Origin of the sequence: Parabacteroides johnsonii DSM 18315, from assembly GCF_025151045.1 — a bacterium.
GTDB lineage: Bacteria > Bacteroidota > Bacteroidia > Bacteroidales > Tannerellaceae > Parabacteroides > Parabacteroides johnsonii.
The window spans coordinates 430,834-454,844 of the sequence record NZ_CP102285.1; the positions used below are offsets into that span (position 1 = coordinate 430,834).

Annotated in this window: 21 protein-coding genes; 11 read left to right on the forward strand and 10 right to left on the reverse strand. The window is 44.5% G+C overall.

Annotated features, from left to right (window positions below):
- Positions 1 to 164: 164 nt before the first annotated feature.
- On the reverse strand, positions 165 to 1,052 hold the full coding sequence (locus NQ564_RS01960; RefSeq protein ID WP_008149004.1) for a FecR family protein: 888 nt from the start codon (positions 1,050 to 1,052) through the stop codon (positions 165 to 167).
- A gap of 368 nt (positions 1,053 to 1,420) precedes the next feature.
- Between NQ564_RS01960 and NQ564_RS01965 the strand changes: the two genes are divergently transcribed.
- On the forward strand, positions 1,421 to 1,987 hold the full coding sequence (locus NQ564_RS01965) for an RNA polymerase sigma-70 factor (protein ID WP_008149002.1): 567 nt from the start codon (positions 1,421 to 1,423) through the stop codon (positions 1,985 to 1,987).
- Between the two features lie 21 nt (positions 1,988 to 2,008).
- Here NQ564_RS01965 and NQ564_RS01970 read toward each other — a convergent pair whose 3' ends face one another.
- The 3 genes from NQ564_RS01970 to NQ564_RS01980 form a co-directional block, all read right to left on the reverse strand.
- Positions 2,009 to 3,025 (reverse strand): endonuclease/exonuclease/phosphatase family protein, encoded by a 1,017-nt coding sequence (locus tag NQ564_RS01970; RefSeq protein WP_021862249.1) that lies wholly within the window; start codon positions 3,023 to 3,025, stop codon positions 2,009 to 2,011.
- 59 nt (positions 3,026 to 3,084) lie between these two features.
- Positions 3,085 to 4,665, reverse strand: coding sequence for an Rne/Rng family ribonuclease (locus tag NQ564_RS01975; protein WP_008148997.1), 1,581 nt, complete (start codon positions 4,663 to 4,665; stop codon positions 3,085 to 3,087).
- Between the two features lie 227 nt (positions 4,666 to 4,892).
- Positions 4,893 to 5,165: an HU family DNA-binding protein gene (locus NQ564_RS01980; RefSeq protein WP_008148996.1), complete on the reverse strand. Its 273-nt coding sequence runs from the start codon at positions 5,163 to 5,165 to the stop codon at positions 4,893 to 4,895.
- Positions 5,166 to 5,358: 193 nt separating this feature from the next.
- Here NQ564_RS01980 and mutY point away from each other — a divergent pair, with 193 nt between their 5' ends.
- The 5 genes from mutY (at position 5,359) to NQ564_RS02005 (ending at position 9,699) form a co-directional block, all read left to right on the forward strand.
- On the forward strand, positions 5,359 to 6,438 hold the full coding sequence (gene mutY, locus NQ564_RS01985) for an A/G-specific adenine glycosylase (protein ID WP_008148994.1): 1,080 nt from the start codon (positions 5,359 to 5,361) through the stop codon (positions 6,436 to 6,438).
- Between the two features lie 202 nt (positions 6,439 to 6,640).
- Positions 6,641 to 7,141, forward strand: a complete 501-nt coding sequence (gene ssb / locus NQ564_RS01990; RefSeq protein WP_008148990.1) for a single-stranded DNA-binding protein — start codon at positions 6,641 to 6,643, stop codon at positions 7,139 to 7,141.
- A 25-nt stretch (positions 7,142 to 7,166) separates the two neighbouring features.
- Positions 7,167 to 8,507, forward strand: a complete 1,341-nt coding sequence (gene gldE / locus NQ564_RS01995; protein WP_008148988.1) for a gliding motility-associated protein GldE — start codon at positions 7,167 to 7,169, stop codon at positions 8,505 to 8,507.
- Positions 8,507 to 9,082 carry a gliding motility lipoprotein GldD gene (gldD, locus tag NQ564_RS02000; protein WP_008148986.1) on the forward strand — a complete coding sequence of 192 codons (576 nt, stop codon included), beginning with the start codon at positions 8,507 to 8,509 and terminating at the stop codon, positions 9,080 to 9,082. The genes gldE and gldD overlap by 1 nt, the downstream gene beginning before the upstream one ends.
- Positions 9,082 to 9,699: a 4'-phosphopantetheinyl transferase family protein gene (locus NQ564_RS02005; RefSeq protein WP_008148984.1), complete on the forward strand. Its 618-nt coding sequence runs from the start codon at positions 9,082 to 9,084 to the stop codon at positions 9,697 to 9,699. The genes gldD and NQ564_RS02005 overlap by 1 nt, the downstream gene beginning before the upstream one ends.
- A gap of 88 nt (positions 9,700 to 9,787) precedes the next feature.
- On the opposite strand, the gene NQ564_RS02010 is transcribed toward NQ564_RS02005, so the two are convergent.
- The 5 genes from NQ564_RS02010 to NQ564_RS02030 form a co-directional block, all read right to left on the reverse strand.
- Positions 9,788 to 10,528, reverse strand: coding sequence for a shikimate dehydrogenase family protein (locus tag NQ564_RS02010; protein ID WP_008148982.1), 741 nt, complete (start codon positions 10,526 to 10,528; stop codon positions 9,788 to 9,790).
- A gap of 39 nt (positions 10,529 to 10,567) precedes the next feature.
- Positions 10,568 to 11,317, reverse strand: a complete 750-nt coding sequence (ubiE, locus tag NQ564_RS02015; RefSeq protein ID WP_008148980.1) for a bifunctional demethylmenaquinone methyltransferase/2-methoxy-6-polyprenyl-1,4-benzoquinol methylase UbiE — start codon at positions 11,315 to 11,317, stop codon at positions 10,568 to 10,570.
- Positions 11,318 to 11,328: 11 nt separating this feature from the next.
- Positions 11,329 to 12,276 carry a phosphoribosylaminoimidazolesuccinocarboxamide synthase gene (locus tag NQ564_RS02020; RefSeq protein ID WP_008148979.1) on the reverse strand — a complete coding sequence of 316 codons (948 nt, stop codon included), beginning with the start codon at positions 12,274 to 12,276 and terminating at the stop codon, positions 11,329 to 11,331.
- Between the two features lie 21 nt (positions 12,277 to 12,297).
- Positions 12,298 to 13,311, reverse strand: coding sequence for a PhoH family protein (locus tag NQ564_RS02025; protein ID WP_008148977.1), 1,014 nt, complete (start codon positions 13,309 to 13,311; stop codon positions 12,298 to 12,300).
- Between the two features lie 260 nt (positions 13,312 to 13,571).
- Positions 13,572 to 13,814, reverse strand: a complete 243-nt coding sequence (locus NQ564_RS02030) for a hypothetical protein (RefSeq protein WP_008148974.1) — start codon at positions 13,812 to 13,814, stop codon at positions 13,572 to 13,574.
- 105 nt (positions 13,815 to 13,919) lie between these two features.
- Here NQ564_RS02030 and NQ564_RS02035 point away from each other — a divergent pair, with 105 nt between their 5' ends.
- Together NQ564_RS02035 and NQ564_RS02040 are read left to right on the forward strand one after the other, a co-directional pair.
- On the forward strand, positions 13,920 to 14,585 hold the full coding sequence (locus NQ564_RS02035; RefSeq protein WP_008148972.1) for a DUF5715 family protein: 666 nt from the start codon (positions 13,920 to 13,922) through the stop codon (positions 14,583 to 14,585).
- Between the two features lie 30 nt (positions 14,586 to 14,615).
- A complete protein-coding gene (locus NQ564_RS02040; RefSeq protein WP_008148971.1) occupies positions 14,616 to 18,104 on the forward strand; it encodes an AAA domain-containing protein in 3,489 nt (1,162 codons plus the stop codon).
- Positions 18,105 to 18,155: 51 nt separating this feature from the next.
- On the opposite strand, the gene NQ564_RS02045 is transcribed toward NQ564_RS02040, so the two are convergent.
- Positions 18,156 to 18,509 carry a thioredoxin family protein gene (locus tag NQ564_RS02045; RefSeq protein ID WP_008154802.1) on the reverse strand — a complete coding sequence of 118 codons (354 nt, stop codon included), beginning with the start codon at positions 18,507 to 18,509 and terminating at the stop codon, positions 18,156 to 18,158.
- Between the two features lie 151 nt (positions 18,510 to 18,660).
- Here NQ564_RS02045 and NQ564_RS02050 point away from each other — a divergent pair, with 151 nt between their 5' ends.
- The 3 genes from NQ564_RS02050 (at position 18,661) to NQ564_RS02060 (ending at position 24,008) form a co-directional block, all read left to right on the forward strand.
- Positions 18,661 to 19,245, forward strand: coding sequence for an RNA polymerase sigma-70 factor (locus NQ564_RS02050; protein WP_008148965.1), 585 nt, complete (start codon positions 18,661 to 18,663; stop codon positions 19,243 to 19,245).
- 224 nt (positions 19,246 to 19,469) lie between these two features.
- On the forward strand, positions 19,470 to 20,492 hold the full coding sequence (locus tag NQ564_RS02055) for a FecR family protein (protein ID WP_008148963.1): 1,023 nt from the start codon (positions 19,470 to 19,472) through the stop codon (positions 20,490 to 20,492).
- 243 nt (positions 20,493 to 20,735) lie between these two features.
- Positions 20,736 to 24,008, forward strand: a complete 3,273-nt coding sequence (locus tag NQ564_RS02060; RefSeq protein WP_227963206.1) for a SusC/RagA family TonB-linked outer membrane protein — start codon at positions 20,736 to 20,738, stop codon at positions 24,006 to 24,008.
- The last annotated feature ends 3 nt before the right edge of the window (positions 24,009 to 24,011 follow it).

Here is a 24,011-nt window from a genome sequence, read left to right on the forward strand (position 1 = left end):
ATTAATTTTTAAAATTGGCAGGTGTGCTATCTGCCGATTAACAATGTAGAATTTGGGAATGGTCGCAACATTCCCAATTCTTTTTGTATGTCTCTCTATTAATTAAATCTTGTTTTTCATGTACTGTCCATAATCGTTTGTCTTTGTGGTTTAACATTCTGTATTTATTGCAGGAAAATTTCTCCTTTCCTTTTTTCTATTTTGTATCTGGCTGAGATTTGCAAAACTGATAGTATTTCTTCCAATGTCTCTTTCTCTGTGAAGTTGGCATTGAAAGTCTGTTTTTTCAGGTTTTCGTTTTGAATATGTATTTTCACATGGAAAGCCCGTTGTAACTCTTGCATGATATCAGCTAATGAATTGTCTTTGAATTTGAATATTCCGGTAACCCATGATATCGTATTTTCCGGACGTATAGTTGAAATACTCAGCTTGTTATCCGATTTAAGAAAAACTGCTCGTTCACCGGGTAGCAGTATCCGGTCTGCCGTTTGCGATTGATTCGTGTATTTATACAACCCGATTTTTCCGGTAAGGAGAGTGATCTCTGTTTTTTCCGGTTCTGCGTCGACATTGAATGTTGTTCCTAATACTCGTATTCCGATACCATCGGTTTGGACGATAAAAGGTTTCTTTTCGTCTTTACGGACTTCAAAGAATGCTTCTCCTTTTATCTCAACCTGCCGGATCTGTTCGCTGAACTCTCTCGGATAACGCAGGCAAGCGTTTGCATTTAGCCAAACTACACTGCTGTCCGGTAAGGTTATTTTTGTTTTTGCATCGGGGACGGCAGTCGTTTCATAATAAACAAGCTCTTGTTCCGGAGCTTTGTCGGTCAGCAGAGCACCGGTAACCAGCAGGAGGGCAATAGATGCTGCTATAGACAAATATTTCCACACGGAGTTCCCTTTACCGGCATAAGAAATGACGACAGGCCGTTTGACCCTGTCTGTTAAACGGTCGGACATCTGCTTTTCATCAAATGGCAAAGACTTGAAGCGTATGCGCTTTGTCAATGATTCGAGTTCTTTATTGTTCTGTTCATTTTCCATCTTATTCCGGTAGCTTTATAAAGAGAGATGACAGGTAAAGCAAAAAACTCCTATTCAAGATGCAAAAATATTATGTTATTTAATTATCCTCTTGTGTTCTACTATGCCATAAATAGGATGTTTTATTTTGTTTGACAGTTGTAGTACACTTATTCGGTACCTGGAAGACAAGCGTTCTAGAGATGTTAGACAAGTGTTTGAATAATGACGGATAAAAAAGGAACAGGTTGGTTGGGATTAAAAGGAAGGCTGTTTGATCTTACAAAATCGAACTCATGAGAAGAAACATTTTTATCTTTAGGCAGTGTCTTGAAGAAATTTTAACTACATTTACTGACTAATTATATTATAAAAGGACTGTATCTGAGATGGAAGAGGAGAGTATCATATCTCTTTTTGGGAAAGTAGTGAAGGGAGATGAAGCGGCGTTCCGGTTATTGTTTGAAACTTATTCCCGGCGCCTGTTCCATGTGGCTTATTACTATCTGAACTCTCGTGAGCTGGCTGAAGAAGCTATTCTGGATGTTTTTACTGTTATTTGGCAAAAGCGAGAAACATTGTCCCATGTGAAAGAACCGGAACGCTATTTGTATATATCGGTGAAAAACCAGGCTTTGCATTATCTGAGAAGGGGGTATGTACAGGAAAAGGATCCCTTCTCTTTGTATGAGATCGAGTTGATCCCGGATTCGGATACACCGGAAAAAAGTTTGATGGATGAAGAGTACCAAGCGTTGGTCCAACAAGCGATCGATTCATTGCCGCCAAAATGTAGAGAGGTTTTTCGTCTTGTCCTCTCCGATAAATTAAAGAATCGGGAAATCGCTGATGTTTTAGGAATCAGTGAAAAGACCGTGAATATACATATCGCTAAGGCATACGAACGCATTGCGGAATTCGTAAACCGCCGGTATAAGGAGGGCGGTATTAAATGATACAGCCCTTCCCCAATGAGATCAGAATTTGAACTTGATCAACACCCCTTTATGGTCCGTCGGCCAAACACCTGCCGGAGTTGAGAAAACATCCTGGCTGTCCTCTTCGACACGTTGGCTGCGGATAATGGAAGATTTGGGGCCGACAATGACGGCGTCTTTCACTTCCCAACCGGTTGCCGGTATGTAGTAGATGAAATCGATGCGGTCACGTTCATCCGCTTCAGGCGCCCAAGTTAGCCGTTCGACCGGCATGTCCGGATTGTCCGAAGGGAAAGTAAAGCCGGGATGGGTGATCGGATTCGGATATTTGACGCGATAGGCATCGCGGAAGCCGGCTTCGTATAATAGTTTGGAACAGTCCCAATCGACTATCGCCCCGTTGTGATCCCAAAGCCCTTTCGTTTCTTCCGTCCAATCCAAGTGGGAAGGTTCGTTGAAGTCACCGCCTAAGATCACGAAATCGGCATCTGACTTTTTGGCGTCTTCTATCACGAGTCGGATGGATTCGTCACGCAAGGATTCTTTATTGGCCTTTTCGATTTCTGCCTTGTCTGTTATCGGAGCTTCCAGTTTCTTCCATGTCACACCGCTATATCCACGTGGCAGGTAACAGGCATAATGCGTATAATCCAAATGCCCAGTATAGGCTACTACCTGTTTGCCGTTCACATCTAAACGGGTCCTTAGTACTCGGTCTTTGTGTGGGATATTTTCTGTTTGTTCCAGTATGGGATATTTGGACAGCAATGCGACGTCCAGCGAGCTGCCTTGTCCATAATAGATTTTCCCTCTCTCGCGCAAAGCATCTAGCATACGGGGGACGAACAATGCGCCTTCCTTGTTGCTGGCTTCACTGAACATCACGATATCCGGATTTATCCGGACTACTTCATCCGCAACAGCTTCGAAGCCGTTTTCGACGACTGTTCCTTCCATCCAGATGTTCAAATGCAATACGCTCAACTCATGTGTCTCTTTTGTGCAGCTGCCGCAAACCAGTATGAGCAGCCATAGCCAAATATAAAAATGTTTCATCGTTTTTTCTTTCATTAAAAAAAGTCCCCGAACTTTTATGAGATCCGGGGACTTTTATGTTACTTGATTTCTTTCTCTTCCATCATGTCCAGTTCATTCTTGTCGGAGTCTATGAATTTGTACTCCAAGAAGCCCAGACTTTGATTCGGAATCACTTTAATACCCATCGAGTATTTCAGTTTCCATTTCCAACTGAGCGGGAATCTTCCACTCTTAATAAATGCTGCAACATAAGGATGTACGTGCAGGGCGAATTTCTTCACGTTGTGTTTGTTGACCAAGCAGTCGATCTTTCCTTCCAGGCTGTCGGTAAACAGGATAGAGGGTTTGATGGTGCCTGTGCCGAAACAGGTCGGACAGGCTTCGGATGTATCGACATCCATTGCCGGACGGACACGCTGACGGGTGATCTGCATCAGGCCGAATTTGCTCAGCGGCAAAATATTATGTTTTGCCCGGTCACCCGACATCGCTTTCAGCATGTGTTCATACAGTTTCTGCCGGTTGGCTGCTTCTGACATATCGATGAAGTCGACTACGATAATGCCACCCATATCGCGTAGACGTAATTGGCGGGCAATTTCGTCTGCCGCTGCCGTGTTCACGTCGATCGCCGTTTTTTCCTGGGCATCGCTGCCCTTTGAGCGGTTCCCGCTGTTTACGTCGATAACGTGCATGGCTTCCGTGTGTTCGATAATCAAATAGGCTCCACTTTTGTACGTGACGGTGCGTCCGAATAGGGACTTGATCTGTTTGGTGATTGCAAAGTTGTCGAAGATGGGAAGTTCGCCGGTATACCGTTGTACGATTTCTTCCCGTCCGGGGGCAATCAGGCTGACATAATCGCGGATATTGTGATAGATGTCCGCATCGTTCACATAAATGTTCTGAAAAGAGGGATTGAAAATGTCGCGCAACAAAGCCACTGCTCTTGCCGTTTCTTCGTAGATGAGTGCAGGAGCTTTTACTTTGGTGATCTTAGGAATGTTCTCTTCCCAACGTTTCAGTAATGTCTTCAATTCATGATCGAGTTCGGCAACGCGCTTCCCTTCCGAAGAGGTGCGTACGATTACGCTGAAGTTCTTCGGTTTGATACTTTGGATGAGTTGGCGTAGACGGGCACGCTCTTCGCTCGATTTGATTTTTGTGGAAACCGATACTTTATCGGCAAACGGTATCAGCACGATGTATCTTCCGGCAAAAGAAAGTTCGGAAGTCAGTCTGGGACCTTTTGTTGAAATCGGCTCTTTGGCGATCTGCACCAGCACTTCCTGTCCGACTTTGAGCACATTGCTGATACTTCCGTCTTTTTCGATTTCGGGAAGCAACTGCATTTTGGAGATGACGGGGAGTTTCTTATCTCCCTTTTGTTCTCCTAATGTTTGTTTGAGGAATTTCTGCTGGGTGTTGAAATTAGGACCTAAGTCCAGATAGTGAAGAAATGCATCCTTTTTATAACCTACATCAATGAAAGCAGCATTCAAACCCGGCATCAGTTTTTTCACTTTGCCCAGATATATATCGCCGACGGCAAAAGAGACGTTGCGGGCTTCCTTTTGGAGCTCAACAAGGTTCTTATCCTCCAGTACGGCTATAGATACCTCTTTGGGTTGTACATCAACTACTAATTCACTAATCACTATAAAAAGAGGTGTTAAAATGTGAGACCTTATTAAATACGCAAAGAACAAACTTAAAAGGTCTCTTATTAAGTTTGTTCTTCAGAGTTACTCAAATAGACTTATTTCTTCTTATGTCTATTCTTCTTTAGTCTCTTTTTGCGCTTGTGCGTAGACATCTTATGTCTTTTTCTTTTCTTTCCGCTAGGCATTGTTTTAAAATTTTAAATTAAACTATAATAACTAAATTACTTTACTTCATTCAGGAAAGTCTTAGCCGGCTTGAATGACGGAATATTATGTTCCGGGATGATGATCGTAGTATTTTTTGAAATATTACGAGCTGTCTTCTGGGCTCTCTTTTTAATCACGAAACTTCCAAAACCTCTCAGGTATACGTTTTCGCCCTGAGACAATGAACTTTTTACGATATCCATAAAAGATTCTACGCTGCTCAACACTGTCTGTTTGTCAATGCCAGTGCTTTTTGAAATTTCGCTAACAATATCTGCTTTAGTCATGTCTATAAATTAATTAAATAATTGATTTGGACCTATTAATTTTTTGGAATGCAAATATATAGCTTTTTATTTAAGTGGAAAAAGAATTGCCAACCAAATTTTAAGAAAAAAGTTTCCTTACAATTCGTTAGAACTGTGTATGTTTGCAGTAATCAATTAGTTGCAAGTTTTGAAGAGGCAAAAAAAGAACTGTATGTCGCAGATAGAAAACGAATTAGAAACCAGCCGTTTGTTGCGTGACTGGTATCGAATACATAAAAGAGAGCTACCCTGGCGGGAGTCTTCCGACCCTTATATCATCTGGATATCCGAGATAATCCTTCAACAGACACGGGTGGTGCAAGGAATGGACTATTTTCTCCGTTTTACCGAACGGTTTCCGGATGTGGCTTCGCTGGCTTCGGCGGAGGAAGATGAGGTGTTGAAATATTGGCAGGGGCTTGGTTATTATAGTCGCGCCCGTAACCTGCATGCCGCGGCAAAAGATATTATGGAGCGTTTCGACGGAATATTTCCAGGACGCTATGAGGATGTGATCTCTTTGAAAGGGATAGGGGAATATACGGCGGCAGCCATCGTTTCTTTTGTATGGAACCAGCCGTATCCGGTTGTTGACGGGAATGTCTTCCGAGTGCTTTCGCGCCTGTTTGCGGTAGATACTCCGATCGATACGCCCAGAGGGAAAAAAGCCTTTACGGAACTGGCAGGCTTGGTGATGGACCCGCGGTATGCCGGACAACACAACCAGGCCATAATGGAATTGGGGGCCTTGCAATGCGTGCCGCAAAATCCGGATTGTGAGGCTTGTCCGCTGAAAGAACGCTGTGCGGCTTACGGGACAGGTGATGTGCAGACCTATCCGGTGAAACAAAAGAAGACCAAGACGCGTGACCGGTATTTTCATTACTTATACATTATATATAAAGGAAAAACCTGGTTGGCCCGTCGGAAAGGGAAAGATATTTGGGAAGGGCTTTACGAGTTTCCGCTTATCGAAACGGACAAGGCGATGGATTTTGCAGAGTTACAGACGACGGATGCCTTTCGCCGTTTGTTCGAAGGAGCGGGCTGGCTGAATGTTTCGGTGGATTTGCAGGGGGTGAAACATGTCCTGTCCCATCAGATCCTGTATGCGACTTTCTACCGGATAGAGATAGAGCGGGAGGGGGATGCGTTGCAGCAGTTTATCGCTGTATCGGGAAAAGAGATCGAACAGTATGCTGTCCCTCGTTTGATACAGATTTATTTGGAAAAGATTATAGGGAAAGTTTAGTTTCTTCGGCATGAAACAAAATTTTCCTGCTGGTGAAAATAAATTTTCCCGCCAGTGAAAATTTATTTTCATGCAAATGAATTAGCTGAAAACTTTTGTCGCGTTCTTCGGAAGCCACCAGTGAATTTTATTTTTCCTTTATAGGAAACGGAAGAAGTCGGTTTTTTATGTACATTTGTGGGATTAATAAAAAAATAGAGCTATGTCATTGAATAAAGTTATATTGATCGGCAATGTCGGACGTGATCCGGAAGTACGTTACTTTGATAGTGGCGCTGCTGTTGCTAACTTCCCGCTTGCTACTTCCGAGAGAGGTTATACGTTGGCCAATGGTACGGTTGTTCCGGAACGTACGGAATGGCACAATGTGGTCGTTCGTCGTGATTTGGTTTCCTTTGTTGAAAAATGGGTGAAGAAAGGTTCCGGACTCTATGTGGAAGGCAAGATTCGTACGCGTAGTTACGACGACCAGTCCGGCGTGAAGCGGTATGTGACGGAAATCCATGCCGACCGTGTCGAATTTTACAGCACCGGTTCGGGTATGAATCGTGACAACGCTTCCGGTACGGGAATGACAGGAACACAACCTCAGACCGCCCAGCCATCTACTGGATACCAGCAGGCGACAGGCTACCAGCAACCTGCATCCGGACAACCGGACACATCTTTAGATTCCAACAGTGCGGACGATCTTCCGTTCTGATATTGTTTAACTAATACTGTTCCCCTTGGACTCTGACTATTATTTATCGGGCTTATTCGACCAGGTTACCATACAGGCGCTCACAGCAGGCCCTGTAATAGCGTTAAGCCTTGCAATTCTTCTGCTGTTGGTTTCCGGCTTCGTGTCGGCTTCCGAAGTGGCATTTTTCTCGTTAACCCCGGGTGATATCAATGACATCCGGGAGGAGAATGCGCCTTCCGACCTATTAATCCAGCGTTTGCTGGACCGTTCCGAGTACCTGCTCGCCGCTATTCTGATAGCCAACAACTTTGTGAATGTGGCTGTCGTTATGCTTTGTACCTACGGTATCAACGCGATCGTCAATTTCTCATCCGCTCCGATGTTGGGCTTTATCCTGGAGACGATCGTCCTGACCTTTCTCCTTTTGTTGTTTGGCGAGATCATGCCGAAGATTTACGCACAGAAAAACTCGCTGCGGTTCGTGCGCAGTTCGGCTCCCGTGCTGAATATCGTGGAGCGCATCTGCCGGCCGCTTTCGAAAATATTGGTTACGTCGACCAGCGTCATCAACAAGGCGTTGGTCAAGAAGAAGTATGATCTTTCGGTCGACGAACTTTCCAAAGCATTGGAACTCACTTCCACCGAAATGCCGGAAGAAAAGGAGATGCTTTCGGAGATCATCAAATTCTACAACAAGACTGCCGACGAGATCATGACTCCCCGCCTGGATATGGAGGATATCGATATCAAGACGAGTTTCCGCACCGTGGTCGATTTTATCATCCGATCCGGTTATTCGCGTATTCCGGTTTATGCCGATTCGGAGGATAATATCAAGGGCATCCTGTATATCAAAGACCTTTTGCCGTATGTGGAGAAGCCTGACACGTTTCGTTGGCAGAGCTTGATCCGTCCGGCCTATTTCGTGCCTGAGACGAAGAAGATCGACGATCTCCTGGAGGAATTCCGTACCAGCAAGATCCATATGGCGATCGTGGTGGACGAGTTTGGCGGCACTTCCGGCATCGTGACGATGGAGGATATCCTGGAAGAGATTGTCGGCGAGATTTCCGATGAATATGACGAAGATGAAAAGCAGTTTATCCGCTTGGCGGACGGTAGTCTTATTTTTGAAGCCAAGATATTGCTGACCGACTTTTTCCGTGTGATCGATGCCGATCCTACCGAATTCGGTAAACTGACGGAGGAGGTCGAAACCCTTGCCGGCCTTCTGTTGGAGATCAAAGGGGACTTCCCGCGTCGTCGCGAGATCATCGAATATGACGACTATCGTTTCCAGGTTCTGGAGATTGATAACCGCCGTATCCTGAAAGTCAAGTTCAACCGTATTTCGGACCAAGGAAAGGGCCGGCAGGAGGAGTAATGCGTGCGTCGATCGGCATAGTAGGGGGGCTGCTGTTGGCCTTGTGTGTTTCCTGCACGGAATATACACCGAAGCCACGCGGCTATTTCCGCATCGAACCACCTGTCCCTTCCTATCAGACACTTCCGGTGGAGGATTTACCTTATACTTTCCGGCTTTCCAGATGGGCGGAGGTGGAGTTGCCTCCTGCCGGGAATCCGGCAGGGTGGATCAATCTTTCTTATCCGCAGTTGAATGTGAAGCTCTATTGCAGCTATTTTCCTGTCACTCCGGCTACGCTGGGTAGGGCGGAGGAGGAATGTCGCGCGTTGGTGGTCCGGCAGGCGAAATATCCGGAACGGATCAAGGTGCAGGCGTACAGTCATCCGGAGGCTTCGGTGTATGGCTCGCTTTTCATGCTGGATGGCGAATCCGCTTCGCCGCTGCAATTTATGTTGACAGACAGTGTCTCACGCTTTTTCCGGGGAGCTTTGTATTATGATTGTATCCCGAATGCAGATTCGTTGGCTCCCGTCACCCGATATTTGAAACAGGATATCGTAGAACTGATCCAATCTTTTAAGTGGAAGAAATAATGCCTCTCCTGATGAAACATACCGGTCCGTTGTGGGGTATCTGGAAGATCGAGGAACCTTCCGAGGTGCTTTTTGCCCTTTTGCAGAATAGGAAAGAATATCTGCCGCAGCTGGAGCTGATCCGTACGGAGCAGCGCCGCCGGGAATGGCTTGCCAGCCGTGTCCTTTTGCAGGAACTTACGGGTGGATCGGCCCTTATAGCCTACCATCCGAACGGTGCGCCTTACCTATCCGGCTCGTCTTTGCATATCAGCATTTCCCATACGAAAGGCTATGCTGCCGTTCTGTTACAGGATCATCCTGCCGCCGGCATCGACATCGAATACCGTTCCGAGAGGGTGTCGAGGATACGCAGTCGTTTTATGAATCCCGAAGAAGAGGCGGGTATCGACAAGGAGTACGAGACGGAACATCTGTTGCTCCATTGGTGTGCGAAAGAGACTCTTTTTAAAATGGTCGGTTATGAAGAGGTCGATTTCCTTCGCCATCTGCATGTCTGTCCGTTCCCGTATGCGGAGAAAGGGAGTTTTACCGTCTATGAAACCCGTACGGGAGAAGGGACGGTTTACCGGTTGAACTACCTCGTTACCCCCGATTTCGTATTAACCCGGAGTTGAATCGTTTTTTTTCAGTATCGGTATATATATCCTAACCCATAGGGTTACGCCTTCTAAAGCTATGGGTTAGGAGTCGTAAAGCAATGCTTTATTTCTGCCAGATCTCCCAAGCTGCGAACGCTTGCAGCAGGAGCATTTCGAGCCCGTTCTTGACGATGGCTCCTTTTTCTTTGCCTTTCTTCATGAAGAGGGTTTCATCCGGGTTGTACAAGAGGTCGTACAACAGATGGTCCGGAGTGAGCAGATCGTAAGGGATGTCCGGGCAGGCATTGATATTCGGGTACATCCCTAACGGGGTCGTATTGACGATGACGGTGTACTGTTCCATCGTCTTCGGAGTGATTTCTTCGTAGGTGATGCAGTGATCTTTCGGTTTACGGGAAACCAGCGTGGCGCCGACACCCAATTGTTTCAATCCGTGGAAGACAGCTTTCGATGCGCCTCCCGTCCCCAGGATCAAGGCTTTGCGATGTGTCTCGTTTAGGAGCGGCTCGATGGAGCGCTTGAAACCGATGATATCGGAGTTGTAGCCTTTCAGTTTTTTACCGAAGAGGCCTTTTGTGAATTTGATGACGTTGACGGCTCCGATCAGGCGGGCGTCTTCGTCCAGATCATCCAAGTAGGGAATGACTTGTTCCTTGTAAGGGATAGTGACATTCAGACCGTTCAATTCCAGGTTCTCTTTTAATACGGTCTTCAGATCTTTGATGTTCGGGATCTCGAAGTTCAGATAAGTTGCATCGATTTTCTCGGATTCGAACTTCTGGTTAAAGTAATTCTTTGAAAAAGAGTGTCCGAGGGGATAGCCAATTAAACCATATTTTTGCATGATCTGTAAATTTAAGATGATTCATATTGTTAGGGCAGTTCATGAACCGCTCTTACTGCCCGTGTATAGCGAACAAATGCCGAAAGTGAAAGTGCGCGAACGGGCTTCGCTGAAACCTACCCGGCTGAGCAGGTCGGTCATTACCTTCCCTTGCGGAACGACTTTGATGGAGGCCGGCAGGTAACTGTAGGCTGTATGCTCTTTTGAGAGCAGGCGTCCGACGGTAGGGATCACGACTTTCGAATAGATGTTGTAGAGTTGCTTCATCGGGAAATGCACCGGCGAGGATAGTTCCAGGATCATCAGATGGCCTCCCGGTTTCAGTACCCGGTACATCTCGGCGATCCCTTGCTCTATGTTCTCGAAATTCCGTACTCCGAATGCGGCGGTGACAGCGTCGAACGAGTTGTCCGGATAGGTCAATGCCGTGCAGTCCTGGTACTCGAACGTGATGTGGTCCGACAATCCCGCTTCGGCGACTTTCTGCCGTCCGACTTCCATCATGCCCTCCGAGATGTCGGCTCCGATGATACGGTCGGCTTTCAGGCGGCGGTGCATGGAGATAGCCAGATCTCCCGTGCCTGTGGCGATATCGAGGATCGAGGCGGGAGAAAAAGGACGCAGGAAAGCAATTCCTTTCCTGCGCCATATTTTGTCGATGCCCAGCGAGAGCGTATGGTTCAGCTGGTCGTATGTACCAGCGATGGAGTCAAACATGCGCCTGACTTGTGTCGTTTTGTGCTCCTCGTTGTTGTAGGGTAGAACCTGTTCTGAACCGTACTTCGTCATATCCGTTTACCTTATTTGTTGAGATATTCGGTTACGTTCTTTTCGATACGGGAAAGGAGGTTGTCCGTATCGCCTTTTTCGAACTTTTCGCCTGTGATGTGTTCATACAGTTCGATGTAGCGTTCGCTGATACCGTCTACGATAGCCGGAGTCATTTCAGGAACTTTCTGGCCAGCCTTGCCCTGGAAACCGTTTTCCATCAGCCATTCGCGTACGAACTCTTTGGAGAGTTGTTTCTGCGGTTCGCCTTTGGCAAAACGTTCTTCGTAGCCTTCGCTGTAGAAATAGCGGGAAGAGTCCGGTGTATGGATTTCGTCCATCAGGTAGATCTTGCCGCCATGTTTGCCGAATTCATATTTCGTGTCGACCAGGATCAAGCCGCGTTCAGCAGCGATTTCCGTACCGCGTTTGAAGAGTGCGAGCGTGTATTTTTCCAGCAGTTCGTATTCTTCCGGAGTAGCCAGGCCCTGGGCCAGGATTTCTTCTTTGGAGATGTCGGCATCGTGTTCACCGATCTCGGCTTTTGTCGTCGGGGTAACGATCGGTTCGGGGAAACGTTCGTTTTCACGCATACCTTCCGGTAGTTTTATACCGCAGATTTCGCGTACGCCGCTCTTATAAGCACGCCATGCGCTTCCGCAGAGGTAACCGCGTACGATCATTTCAACGGGGAATCCCTGGCACATCACGCCTACGGTCACCATCGGATCGGGAGTCGCCAGTTTCCAGTTCGGGCAAATGTCGGTAGTCGCATCCAGGAATTTGGCAGCGATCTGGTTCAGCATCTGTCCTTTGTAGGGGATACCTTCCGGCAGGACTACGTCGAATGCCGAGATGCGGTCTGTCGCAACCATCACCAATACGTCGTCGTTGATGTTGTACACGTCGCGTACTTTACCATGATAGACACTCTTTTGTCCTGGAAAATTGAAGTCTGTTTTTGTTAATGCCTTCTTCATACCTTTGTTTTTATGGGGCGCTTATGGGGCGTCCTGACTGTTATTAATATTGTTCGTTGTGTCGGCGGGGGCGGTTCGCGAACCGCTCTTACGGGGTTGTTTGCTGTCGAATTTGTCGTAGGCTTCTACGATACGTTGGACGAGCTTATGGCGGACGATGTCCTTTTTCTCGAATTCGACTTTGCCGATTCCTTTTACGCCTTTCAGGATTTGCATGGCCTGTACGAGTCCGGAGGTGGCTGTCGGCGGCAGGTCGATCTGTGTCACATCGCCGGTAATGATCATTTTGGCATTCATTCCGAGACGGGTGAGGAACATCTTGATCTGGTGTGTCGTCGTGTTCTGCGCTTCGTCGAGGATGATGACCGCATCGTTCAGCGTCCGTCCGCGCATAAAAGCGAGGGGGGCGATCTGGATCACATTGTTTTCCATATATTCCTTCAATTTGGCTCCCGGTACCATGTCTTGCAGGGCGTCATATAGAGGTTGGAGGTATGGATCGAGTTTGTCCTTCATCTCACCGGGGAGAAATCCTAATTTTTCACCGGCCTCCACTGCCGGACGGCTTAGGATAATCTTGCGGATTTCTTTGTTTTTAAGTGCTTTTACGGCAAGAGCTATAGCGATGAATGTCTTGCCAGTCCCGGCGGGGCCTGTGGCAAAAACGAGATCGTTTTCTTCGAATGCTTTGACAAGACGTTGCTGGTTTTCCGTGCGGGCGACGATCGGTTTTCCGTTCATCCCGTGGATGATCAGATTCTCTTGCTTGGTGATCACCGGGGCTTTGCCTTTGATGATGTCCAGTATGACATCTTCGCTCAGCGAGTTGAATTCCTCACAATATTTTTCTACCTCGCGAATTTTCTTGAGAAAGAGTTCCGACTCGTCTTCGTCTCCGATCACTTTCATCACATTTCCCCTTGCCACAATGCGCAGTTTAGGGAACAACGTCTTTATCAACTGCATGTTGACATTGTTTACTCCGTAGAATATAACTGGATCTACGCTCTCAAGAATATAAATTCGTTCAATCATTCAATTTGTTTTAGTTTTGCCTTTGCCGTGAATTTTCTGCCACTCTCGTTCAGGCAGACAAAATTAGTAATATTCTTTATGTAAAAATAAATTGTGAGGAATTTTGTTGTCGCTTCATGAAGATTATTTGAAAACACGTAAGGGTTCGGCAGAATCCAATAGTCTGTTGTATAAACGGATAGCTGCGGTCTGGCTCTTTTCACTGTAAAATCTGTAAATGTTGTCAAGTAAGGCAATGGCTTGAGGTAACCACTTTATTATTATTCGCATAGTGGATGTCGTTTACGTAATTCTTCCGTTGTCATACCTAATCCTTTTTTTGATTCTTCTCTTGATTTCTTCAACACAGCTTTTAATTCGTCCAGCGTCATTTGTGCCGGATAGCGCGTTTCTTTCTTTTCTGTCGCAAGGCTGATCAGATTTTTGATCTGTGTCAACAGCTTTACGTCGTCAATTGTTTTCAATTGTTCAATAAGTGATAATCTTAATTCCAGTGCTTCCATACATTATATCCTTGTTTAGTTTATATTCGGATTCACAAAAATAGTCATAAATATTTTGAGATCAGTGAATCTTGGTTACTTTTGTTTCCATATAAAAGAGAAATAATGAAAAAGATAGTATTTAGTATTTGGTTGATAGTGGCTGCTTGCTCGGTGGCAGTGTTATGTTCGTCTTGTGGAAAAAAGGAAGAACGCGGCGAGTTGAAACGTATCTGGTATAATGGGAGCTATAACCGTGATTTCAAGGATCTGAACGATGTACATCTGGCCGAAGCGAAACGTATCGGTATTCAACCTGCATCGAATCGTGAAGAAGCGGAAAAAGTAAAAAAGGAGATGGAGGAGATCGAAACCAACGAATATTATGAAGTGGAAAAGCTGACGCATTCCATCCCATATCTGATCCCTTCGGCGGCACAGTTGCTGGAAGATATCGGACATAATTTCCAGGATTCCTTGCGTAATCTGAATGCTTCGATCTATAAAGTCAAAGTGACCAGTGTCACCCGCACGGTCGATGATGTCAAGAACCTGAAAAAAAGAAATACCAATTCTTCCCAAAACTCGGCTCACCGCTACGGAACGACCTTCGATGTCTCCTGGGTTCGCTATACTAAAGTAGACGAAAGCGATACCCTGAATATAGACAAGGACCGGTTGAAAATGGTATTGGCAATGGTTTTGCGCGATTTGAAAAGGGAAGAGCGCTGCTATGTCAAACACGAACGCAAGCAAGGTTGTTTTCATATAACCGTCCGGGAAAAGAAATAAAAAGAGGCAACACAACGGCTTACTGATCGAATGGACAAAAAACTACTGAAATACTGGAAAAACTGCCTGCTGGATGCCGAACGAAGGAGCAGGTCGCTAACGAAAGAAGCGCGGGTTACATTGCGGATTGGTGATAAGCTTCCGGAATTTATACTTCGTAAAGATATTCCCTTGCTTTTCCCCAAAGGGAAGCAAAAGGAGAATGACGAGAAACGTAAAATACAGATTGCTCCTTGTGTCTTTCTTCCTGAGTACGAGAACGGATGGACTTCCAGGCAGAATGCCCCGGAATATCCCTTTCTGATTTCCGCGACATTATTGCCGGACGGAACTTTTCAGGTCTGTGACAATAAGTCTGAACGTATTCCGGTTTTTGTTCGTAAGTTTCTATCTCCGAATGCACGCAATGACAGGACTGTTGCCTCTCTTTCGAATGTGGACCGGCTTTTGAGCGAGTTCGATACCGAAGAGACGGATTGGAAGAAATACTGGAGTGCTTGCGAAACCTTGTTTCAGGATGCGACCGGCTTGACTTTCCGTGAAATGAACTATGCCGACAAGCCTGAAATCATCGTCGTGAAAGCTCCCGGACGTGGAATGGCACAAAAGATCATCAACCTGTATGACAAACTATTGGAAAGTAAATCTTCCCACCCATTACTGGAACTTCTGATCCGTAAAAAGCAGGAAACATTGCTACCGGTACCGGAAAAACAGCAAGTCTATTGCAATAGAACCCATTGGGCACAGATGAGTGGCGAGTTCCCGTTGTCTGTTTCCCAACGTGAGACGCTTGCCATGTATACAGAACCGGGCAGTTCCGATATTTTTGCAGTTAACGGACCTCCGGGAACAGGCAAAACAACTTTTTTGCAGACAGTAATTGCCAACCGGATCGTCCATACCGTGCTGGAGCATCCTGATGATCCGGATATCATTGTAGCCAGTTCGGCCAATAACCAGGCGATAACCAATATTCTGAAAGATTTCAAGGTCGAACAGCCTTCTGACGGTAAGCCTGTAAATCTGCTGACTCTCCGCTGGCTGCCCGGTTTGGATACGTTGGGATTGTATCTTTCCGGTAAAGACGAGCAGAAGGACCAGTACAAAATGATGTTCAATACGAAAGGTGACGGCTTTCCAAATGATTATGACGATCCTGCCCGGCTGGAAGAATATCGTGGATTCTATTTGGAACATTTCAATCGTTTTTTTCAGGCATCCTGTCAGAATGAAGTTGAGTGTCAGCGCTTCCTTCGCAAGAAAATGAAGAAGATACGGGATGAGATTGGAACCTGCTTGAATGTAGCCTCTCTCAAACAGTATGGAAAAGAGATGGCGGATAAAGGTTTCCTGAGTAGACTGCTCCGTAAATTTCAGAAACTTCCGAGCTATGAAGCTATGATAAGCGACTGGGAGCAGACGGCAGATTTTAAAGAACGCTATGACAAGTTGATTGTCAACTCAGAATATAAATCCCTTCCTTATACGGAAGATATGGCGGTACGGCTGGATATCAGCTACCGTTATCTCTTGTTCTGGTATGCCATCCATGACCGGGAAGCCGAGTTCATCCGCCGGTTGGCCGAATGTGACAAAGAAGGAGAGACGCGTGGTCGTGAGGACTATACCGAACGGCTGAAACGTTTGGCCTGTGTGATGCCTGTCTTTATTTCGACTTTCCATTCTTTGCCGAAATACATGGTTTGTGTGGACAATGGAGAGTGGGATGCGCCGCTCTATGATGCGATCGATTTGTTGATCGTGGATGAATCAGGGCAGGTGTCTCCTGAACTGGCTATTCCGTCTTTCAGCCTTGCCAAGCAAGCCATTTTGGTGGGAGACGTGGAGCAGATCGAACCGATATGGTCCATCTCGGACGAATATTCCAGTATCAATCTGCAACGTTTCGGCCTGATTTCTTCCGAATTTGATGATCGGTATATGTTCCTGCATGAGAACGGTTTCCTTTCCTCATCCGGAAGCATCATGAAGATGGCGCGGAAGAGTTGCAATTTCGAGGTCGCCGGCGAAAGAGGCGCCTTCCTGACCGAACACAGACGTTGCCTCGATCCGATCATTGCTTATTGCAACGACTATGTGTATCATGGCCGTTTGCTGCCGAAGAAAGGAAACAAGGTGAAGTATAAAGACCTGCCACCTAAAGGGTATGTCCATGTAAACGGAGTTAGTGAAAAGGGAGCGACGGGCAGTGTATTGAACAAGGCGGAGGCGGCCGCAATCGTCTCCTGGCTGGAGAAAGAAAAGGGAAATCTGGAAAACGCTTACAAAAATCCGGTTTGTAAAATAGTGGCGATAGTCACTCCTTTTAAAGCGCAGGAAGAAACGATCCGTCGCTTTGCAGAACGGTCGCCGGAGGCGGAAGCGTTTGCCGGTATGACGATCGGTACCGTTCACTCTTTACAGGGGGCGCAGTGCCCGGTCGTGATCTTTTCATCGGTCAATTCTCCCGGTGATGCTTCTTATTTTATGGAACAAGGTGGAAAGTACAATATGCTCAACGTGGCTGTTTCGCGTGCGCAGTATCATTTCCTGGTGTTCGGGAATATGAATATATTCCATCCTGAACAGAATACACCCGTCGGTAACCTGGCAAAATGGTTGTTTGACGATCCGGCGAACGAAGTGTCCGGCAATTTTATCTATCGGCAACAGGAACCGCTTTGTCGCTATCAGCCGGCCGAACGTTTATCGACATTGGAGGAACACACCGGTTTGTTGCGGCAAGCCTTTAAAGAAGCGACAAAAAAGTTACTGATCGTATCTCCTTTTATATCGATCCGGGCGATCGAACATGATCACCTTATTCCCCTAATGCGGGAAACGGTGGAGCGGGGTGTGGAAGTCGTGGTGTATTCGGACTTCCGCTTGGATTGTGACAAACAAACCGGTTTGTTGGGGAAAGAGGCCGATGCCGGTCGGAAGGCTTTAGTTGAAAACGGGATTAAGTTGATTTTGTTGAAAGGCATTCATAATAAATCGCTTGCAATTGATGATTCGGTATTGGTGGAAGGTTCCTTTAACTGGCTTTCTGCAAGTAGAAATGGGATTTATTCCCGTCATGAATGTTCCGTGAAACTGATTTCTCCGGAAGCAACGAAGCATATTTCAAACTTAAGAAAGGAGTTGGACGCAATAGAACCGGAGTCCGTTCTTTTCGAGCCTATTCCTGTCTCTGTAACGAAACAGGCTCAGGTCGGGAATAAGAATTGTCCGGGTTTCTTTGATGCCGAACCTGTAAACCACTGTACGAATGAAGAGATGGCCGGTTTCAAAGAGCGTATCCGGCAACTGGGGGTCAAGAAAACGGACGTTTCCGAGTCGATAATGAGAGTTCGTAAGCAATATCCTCGTCATTATGAAACATGGTCGGATGAGGAATGCCGGATATTACAAGAGTTGATGCAAAAGACGAATGATTTGAATCTATTTTGTTCCTGCTTCCAACGGACTCCGGGCTCGATCCGTATAAAAGTAGAAGGTATGAATCAGAATTAGCGTTTGGCTTTCCTGATTCATACCTTCTATATCCTAATTTCTGAAGATATATTATAAGATGCCTTCGATCACTTTGCGAAGTTCCGGTTTCCCCATCGTGCCGAGCATCATCTCTTTATTCCCATCCATACGGCAGAGGAGTAAAGTCGGGATCGTCCGGATCTTGAAAGCGGCTTCCAGTTCTTCTTCGTTGTCTACATTTACTTTATAGATGTAGAGTTTTCCGTCGTATTCTTTTGCGAATTCGTCGAGTATCGGCTCCAGACGTTTGCAATAGCCGCACCAGGGGGCATGAAAGTCTACGATACAAGGCTTGTCTCCTACATATTTCCAATCTTTGGGGTTTTCTTCGAAGTTTCCTACTCGCTGTATAAATTCCGCTTTTGTTAATTCAATCGGTGTCATATTGTTTCCTTTTATAATTGATATTGCAAAGATACATAAATATGGTTGCATTGTAAATGGCAATATCGCTTATAGAATTATCAATATTCCCCTTCTGCCGGCATTAAATGAAAAATATCCGTATTTTTGTCTTTCATAAAATAATAAGCTCATGTCATCAGAAAGATATGTTCAAGATTTTACGGCGTTGGAGGCTTTGTTCAAACGCTTTTACAAGCCCTTGCGAGCGTATGCTTTCCGTTTTGTTAACGACAAAGATCTGTCGGAAGATATCGTGCAGGATGTCTTTTTTGAACTGTGGCAACGGCGTGAAAGCATTCGTTTTGAAGACGCTGCTGTGAAGTCCTATCTTTTCAGGGCGGTTTATACGCATGCCTTGAATGCGCTGAATAAAAAGCAGCAGGATGTATGTACCTTGGAGCCGGCAAGGGAAGCAGACATTTTGGATCAGTATGTCACTTCTTATATGCAAAATTCCGAGCAAAGCTTATTATTGAAAGAACTGGAAGAAGAAATCATGTCTTATATAAACACGCTTCCCCCTCAATGCCGTAAAGTATTTATGCTCAGCCGGAGCTACGGTTTGAAAAACCGCGAGATTGCGGAACAACTGGATATTAGCATCAAGGCGGTTGAAAAGCAGATAAGTAAAGCTCTTTACGGCTTGAAGGAGCATCTTGTCCAAAAGGACTTATTCCCTTTGTTGGTGCTGGCTGTCACTTGTCTTTCTCATTAGACAGTAGGAGGGTAACACAAAAGTTTCAAACAAATCTCTTGCATGAAACAAAAGTTTCAGATAAATTCTTTTCGTGAAACTTTATTTTCCTCGGATGAAACAAAAGTTTCCATAACTAGAAAATAAAGTTTCATGCTGGAGAATAAAAAGAAACATAATTTTTTTGTAGAATGGAGGTAGGGTAAAAACTTCTTTTTTTGTATTACTAATAAATGAATCTGTAAATGAAAGAAAGTACAAACGATATCAACGAAATCATAATCCGTTATCTGGATGGCTCGGCAGCGCTGGAAGAGAAGATGTTGCTGCTTCGGTGGCTGAAACAATCGGACGGTAATCGGGATGATTTTGCTGTAACCCGTGACTTGTGGCTGTCTTGTAATGTTGCAGCCGGAAACGAGTTGGAGGTCGATATCGCTTTGGAGAAACTGAAAGACCGTATCTTGCTGGAGCAGGGCCGGATGGAAAAGGAATCGCTTACGGAGAGAAAAACGTTATCGGTGGTTTTGCGTTGGACGCGGGTTGCTGCCGTATTGTTGCTTTTGTTGGGAATAGGTTATGGCATCGGTAGTTGGAGGGAGCATTCCGTTTCGGATGTCATCGTACAAAACCAATTGATAACAGCAAAAGGAAGCAAGGGGCGGTTCACGTTGCCCGACGGATCAGTGGTTTGGCTGAATTCGGAAACCAAACTGACTTATCCGAATCAATTTACCGGTAACAGGCGGTTCGTCTCTTTAGAAGGAGAAGCCTATTTCGAGGTGGCGAAAGATGCGAAAAAGCCTTTTGTCGTACAGGCGGGAGAGATAGACGTGGAGGTCTTGGGTACTTGCTTCGATCTCGATAGCTATTCTTCCGGTGAATTTGTAGAGACCGCTTTGCTGAACGGCAGTGTGAAGATATCGGGAAAAGCTTTGAAAGATCCGGTTTACTTGAAACCGAATGAACTGTTCAGATATCGTAAATCGGATCAGATCGCCTCTGTCGAAGAAGCGAAAGTCGGTTTGTATGCCGACTGGATCAAGGATCGCCTGGTGTTCGACAACGACTGTCTGGCTGATATCCTGATCAGTATGGAGGGACGCTATAATATGGATATCGAATGCCCGAAGCAGTTTGCTGCTTCCACTCACCTTTCTTTCACGATCCGGCAGGAGAGCATCGAAGAGGTGATGGAGGCAATGAGTCTCATAGCGCCTATCAGGTACGAGATGAAAAATGGAAAAGTATATATTATACCAAAATAGTATAAAAGCGAAGTATTAACCTTAAAAATAATAAAAATATGAGAAAGGAGGAATGATGTAAGTATTATTAATGCAATAGGTGAATGCGGCAACATCCACCTATTCAAGAATTTTATTAACCTATCGCTTCTCTTGGCGGAGTTCGGCGATAAAGTCTAACAAAAAAATCCATGTAAAAATATGAATAATTTTAATGGAAAGGATGTTTTGTACCCTTTCTTAACACACAAAAATGTTCGGATTATGAAATTAGTCCTGATTATGTTAACCGTTATGCTATTTAGGGTTTCTGCTACAGAGTCTTATGCACAAAGTACTCGGATAAACCTAAGCATGGAAAACTCTACTGTCAAAGATGTTCTAAAAGGAATAGAGAGTAGGAGTGAGTTTACTTTTTATTATAATGACAAGGTTATTAACACGAACAAGCGAGTCACTGTGAATGCCGAAGATAAAAATATATCGGAGATATTGGCATTGATTCTGCCGGATTGTGATTTTAAGATTTATAATAAGAATATTATAATAACGGAGAAAAAGGCAGAGGAAACAAAAGCCACTCAAGAGGGAAAGAAGATCACAGGTGTTGTCTTGGATGCATTCGGCCCGGTAGTCGGAGCGAACATTGTGGAAAAAGGAACAATGAACGGTGTTATATCTGATTCGGAAGGACGCTTCGTCCTTAACGTTGCACCTGGTGCAACGTTAATAGTTTCTTATATAGGATATGTCTCTCAAGAAATAAAAATCAATGATCAGGCGTCCTATACCATAACACTCCGGGAAGATACCGAAACATTGGAAGAAGTAGTGGTTGTCGGATATGGAACCATGAAAAAGAAAGACTTGACAGGCGCAGTGAAAAGGGTGAATTTGGAAGAATCTCCTGCAGTTGCTAATACAAGTTTATCTCAGGCACTTGTTGGGTCTACAGCAGGTGTCAATACGGCTCAAAGCGGATATGCTGGGGAGGATGTAAGTCTGAGTATTCGTGGAACAACTTCATTTTCTGCTTCTCAAAATCCTTTGATTGTCTTGGATGGCATTATTTACAATGGGGCAATGTCCGATATCAATGTAAATGACATAAGCAGTATTGATATTTTGAAAGATGCAAGTGCAGCGGCTGTCTATGGTGCTCGTTCGGCCAATGGCGTAATCTTGATTACAACTAAAAAAGGAAAAACTGAGAAACCGAAAGTTTCATTTAATATGTCTATAGGGACACAGTCTGCATCTAATCATAGTGCAAATTATATGAATGCAGAAGAATATACAAGGCGCTTGGCTGATTATGCCTATCAACAGGATTTACGTGCGTGGTATAAAACAAATCCGACAAGCGATGTAGGTCGTCCTGCTTATCCGGATTTGTCGAGTAGAGAAGCTAATGCTTATTATCTGAGATCTCAAGAAGAAAAAGATAGCTATCTTTCGGGAGCAGCGTATGATATTGATTGGATAGACAAGGTTATGCAGACTGGTTTGACGCAAGATTATAATATCGGTGTTTCTGGCAGCTCAGATTATGTGAATTATTATTTATCGGGAGCCTATCATGATGAAGAAGGTCTGTTGCTAAATGATCAATTTAAGCGTTATACATTCAATGCGAAGGTCGATACAAAGGTGACTGATTGGTTGAAAATCGGTGCAAACATTAACTTCTCCCATCGTGATTATTCGGGAGTGTCTGCTAATTTTGATTATGCAACAAAAGCATCACCTTTGGCCGCGTATGACTTTGATACACCAGGATATCATCGTCTGGAGTTGGCAACAGAATCATCTATGAAAGATCCATTACAATATTTGGCTATTGATAATTCAGATTTGCGAAATACACTCTTTTTGACCTTGAACGGGCGTATTGATGTTCCTTTTATTAAAGGCTTGTCTTATGATTTTAATTATTCAACTACCCGGTATCATCGAGATAATAATTCGTTTTATCCGTCAGATGTGGATGGAGGATTTATTAATAATGGTAAAGCTATAAAAGAGCCGGAGAATGAAAATGCTTATTTATTTAATCATATTTTTGCTTATCAAAGAACATTTGGCGATCATTCATTGAATGCAACATTTGTTTATACAAAGGAAAAAAGATGGGGTGATAAGACTACTGCTATTGCAGAATCGTTCGATACGGACAATTTAGGTTATAATAATTTAGGTATCGGTACATTGTTTACTGAAAAAAGTACAGCTTGGCAGGAATCCAATGTGGGTTTGATGGGACGTATTAGTTACAATTATAAAAATCGTTATTTGTTTACAGGTACAGTACGTCGTGATGGCTTTTCGGGATTTGGAAGTAATAATAAGTTTGTAACATTGCCTTCTGCCTCTATTGGTTGGGTGATTTCAGAGGAAGACTTTAATCCGTTTGAGGATGTATATTTGAAATTGCGTCTTTCTTATGGACAGAATGGTAATCAGGGTATTGGACGTTATGCCTCATTAGCTAAATTAGGAATGGGGGCTTATAATTATGATGATGATAGGGTTATTTCTTTATATCCTTCTGAAATGGCTAATAAGGATTTGAAATGGGAACGTACTTCGTCTTGGAACTTTGGTATTGATTTCGGTTTCTTTAATCAACGTTTAAATGGTTCGTTTGAAGTCTATAAATCGCATACAACAGATGTTTTGGTAAAACGAACATTGCCGAATGTCACAGGATATAGTTGGGTTTGGGCAAACTTAGGTGGTGTTGATAATAAGGGTGTGGAAGTCGAACTGAATTCTGTCAATATCCAGAATAAAAATTTCTCTTGGACATCCGGTTTTACATTCTCATTGAATCGAGATAAGATTACAGATTTGTATGGTGATGGAACAACACAAGATTTGACGAATGGATGGTTTGTCGGTGAATCGATAGGTGCTATCTATTCTTATGAAATGCAAGGTGTTTGGCAAGAGGAAGATTTGTATTCCGGTAAGATTTATGAAGGTTGGTATCCAGGGCAACAGAAATTTGCTGATTTGAATGGTGATGGTAAGATTGATGCTGAACATGATCGTAAGATTATCGGTAATAAGAATCCTAATTGCCGTTTCAGTTTTAGCAATACATTGACATGGAAAAATTGGTCTTTGTACTTTATGCTGAACTCAATGTTGGGCGGAGGTGGCTATTATATGGGAGGCAATGGTCTTTTGGCTCCGGATAATAGTTCAGATTATGTAGTTCGTTTGAATCAACCGGCTATCAGAGAATATTGGACACCGGAAAACCATTCCAATGAGGGACTTGCTTTGTTTAGAAATCAGCCGATATCTACAAGTATTTATCAAAATAGAGGATTTGTCCGTCTTCAGGATGTGTCTTTGATGTATTCATTCGATAAGAAGTTGTTACAAAAGACAGGAGTCATTAGTCAGTTACAGCTGTTTTTAACAGGAAAAAATTTGTATACGTTTACAGGTTGGGATGGATGGGATCCTGAATATACAGCATTTCCATTGACTCGTAGTTTGCAATTTGGAATTAAGTTATCACTTTAAATA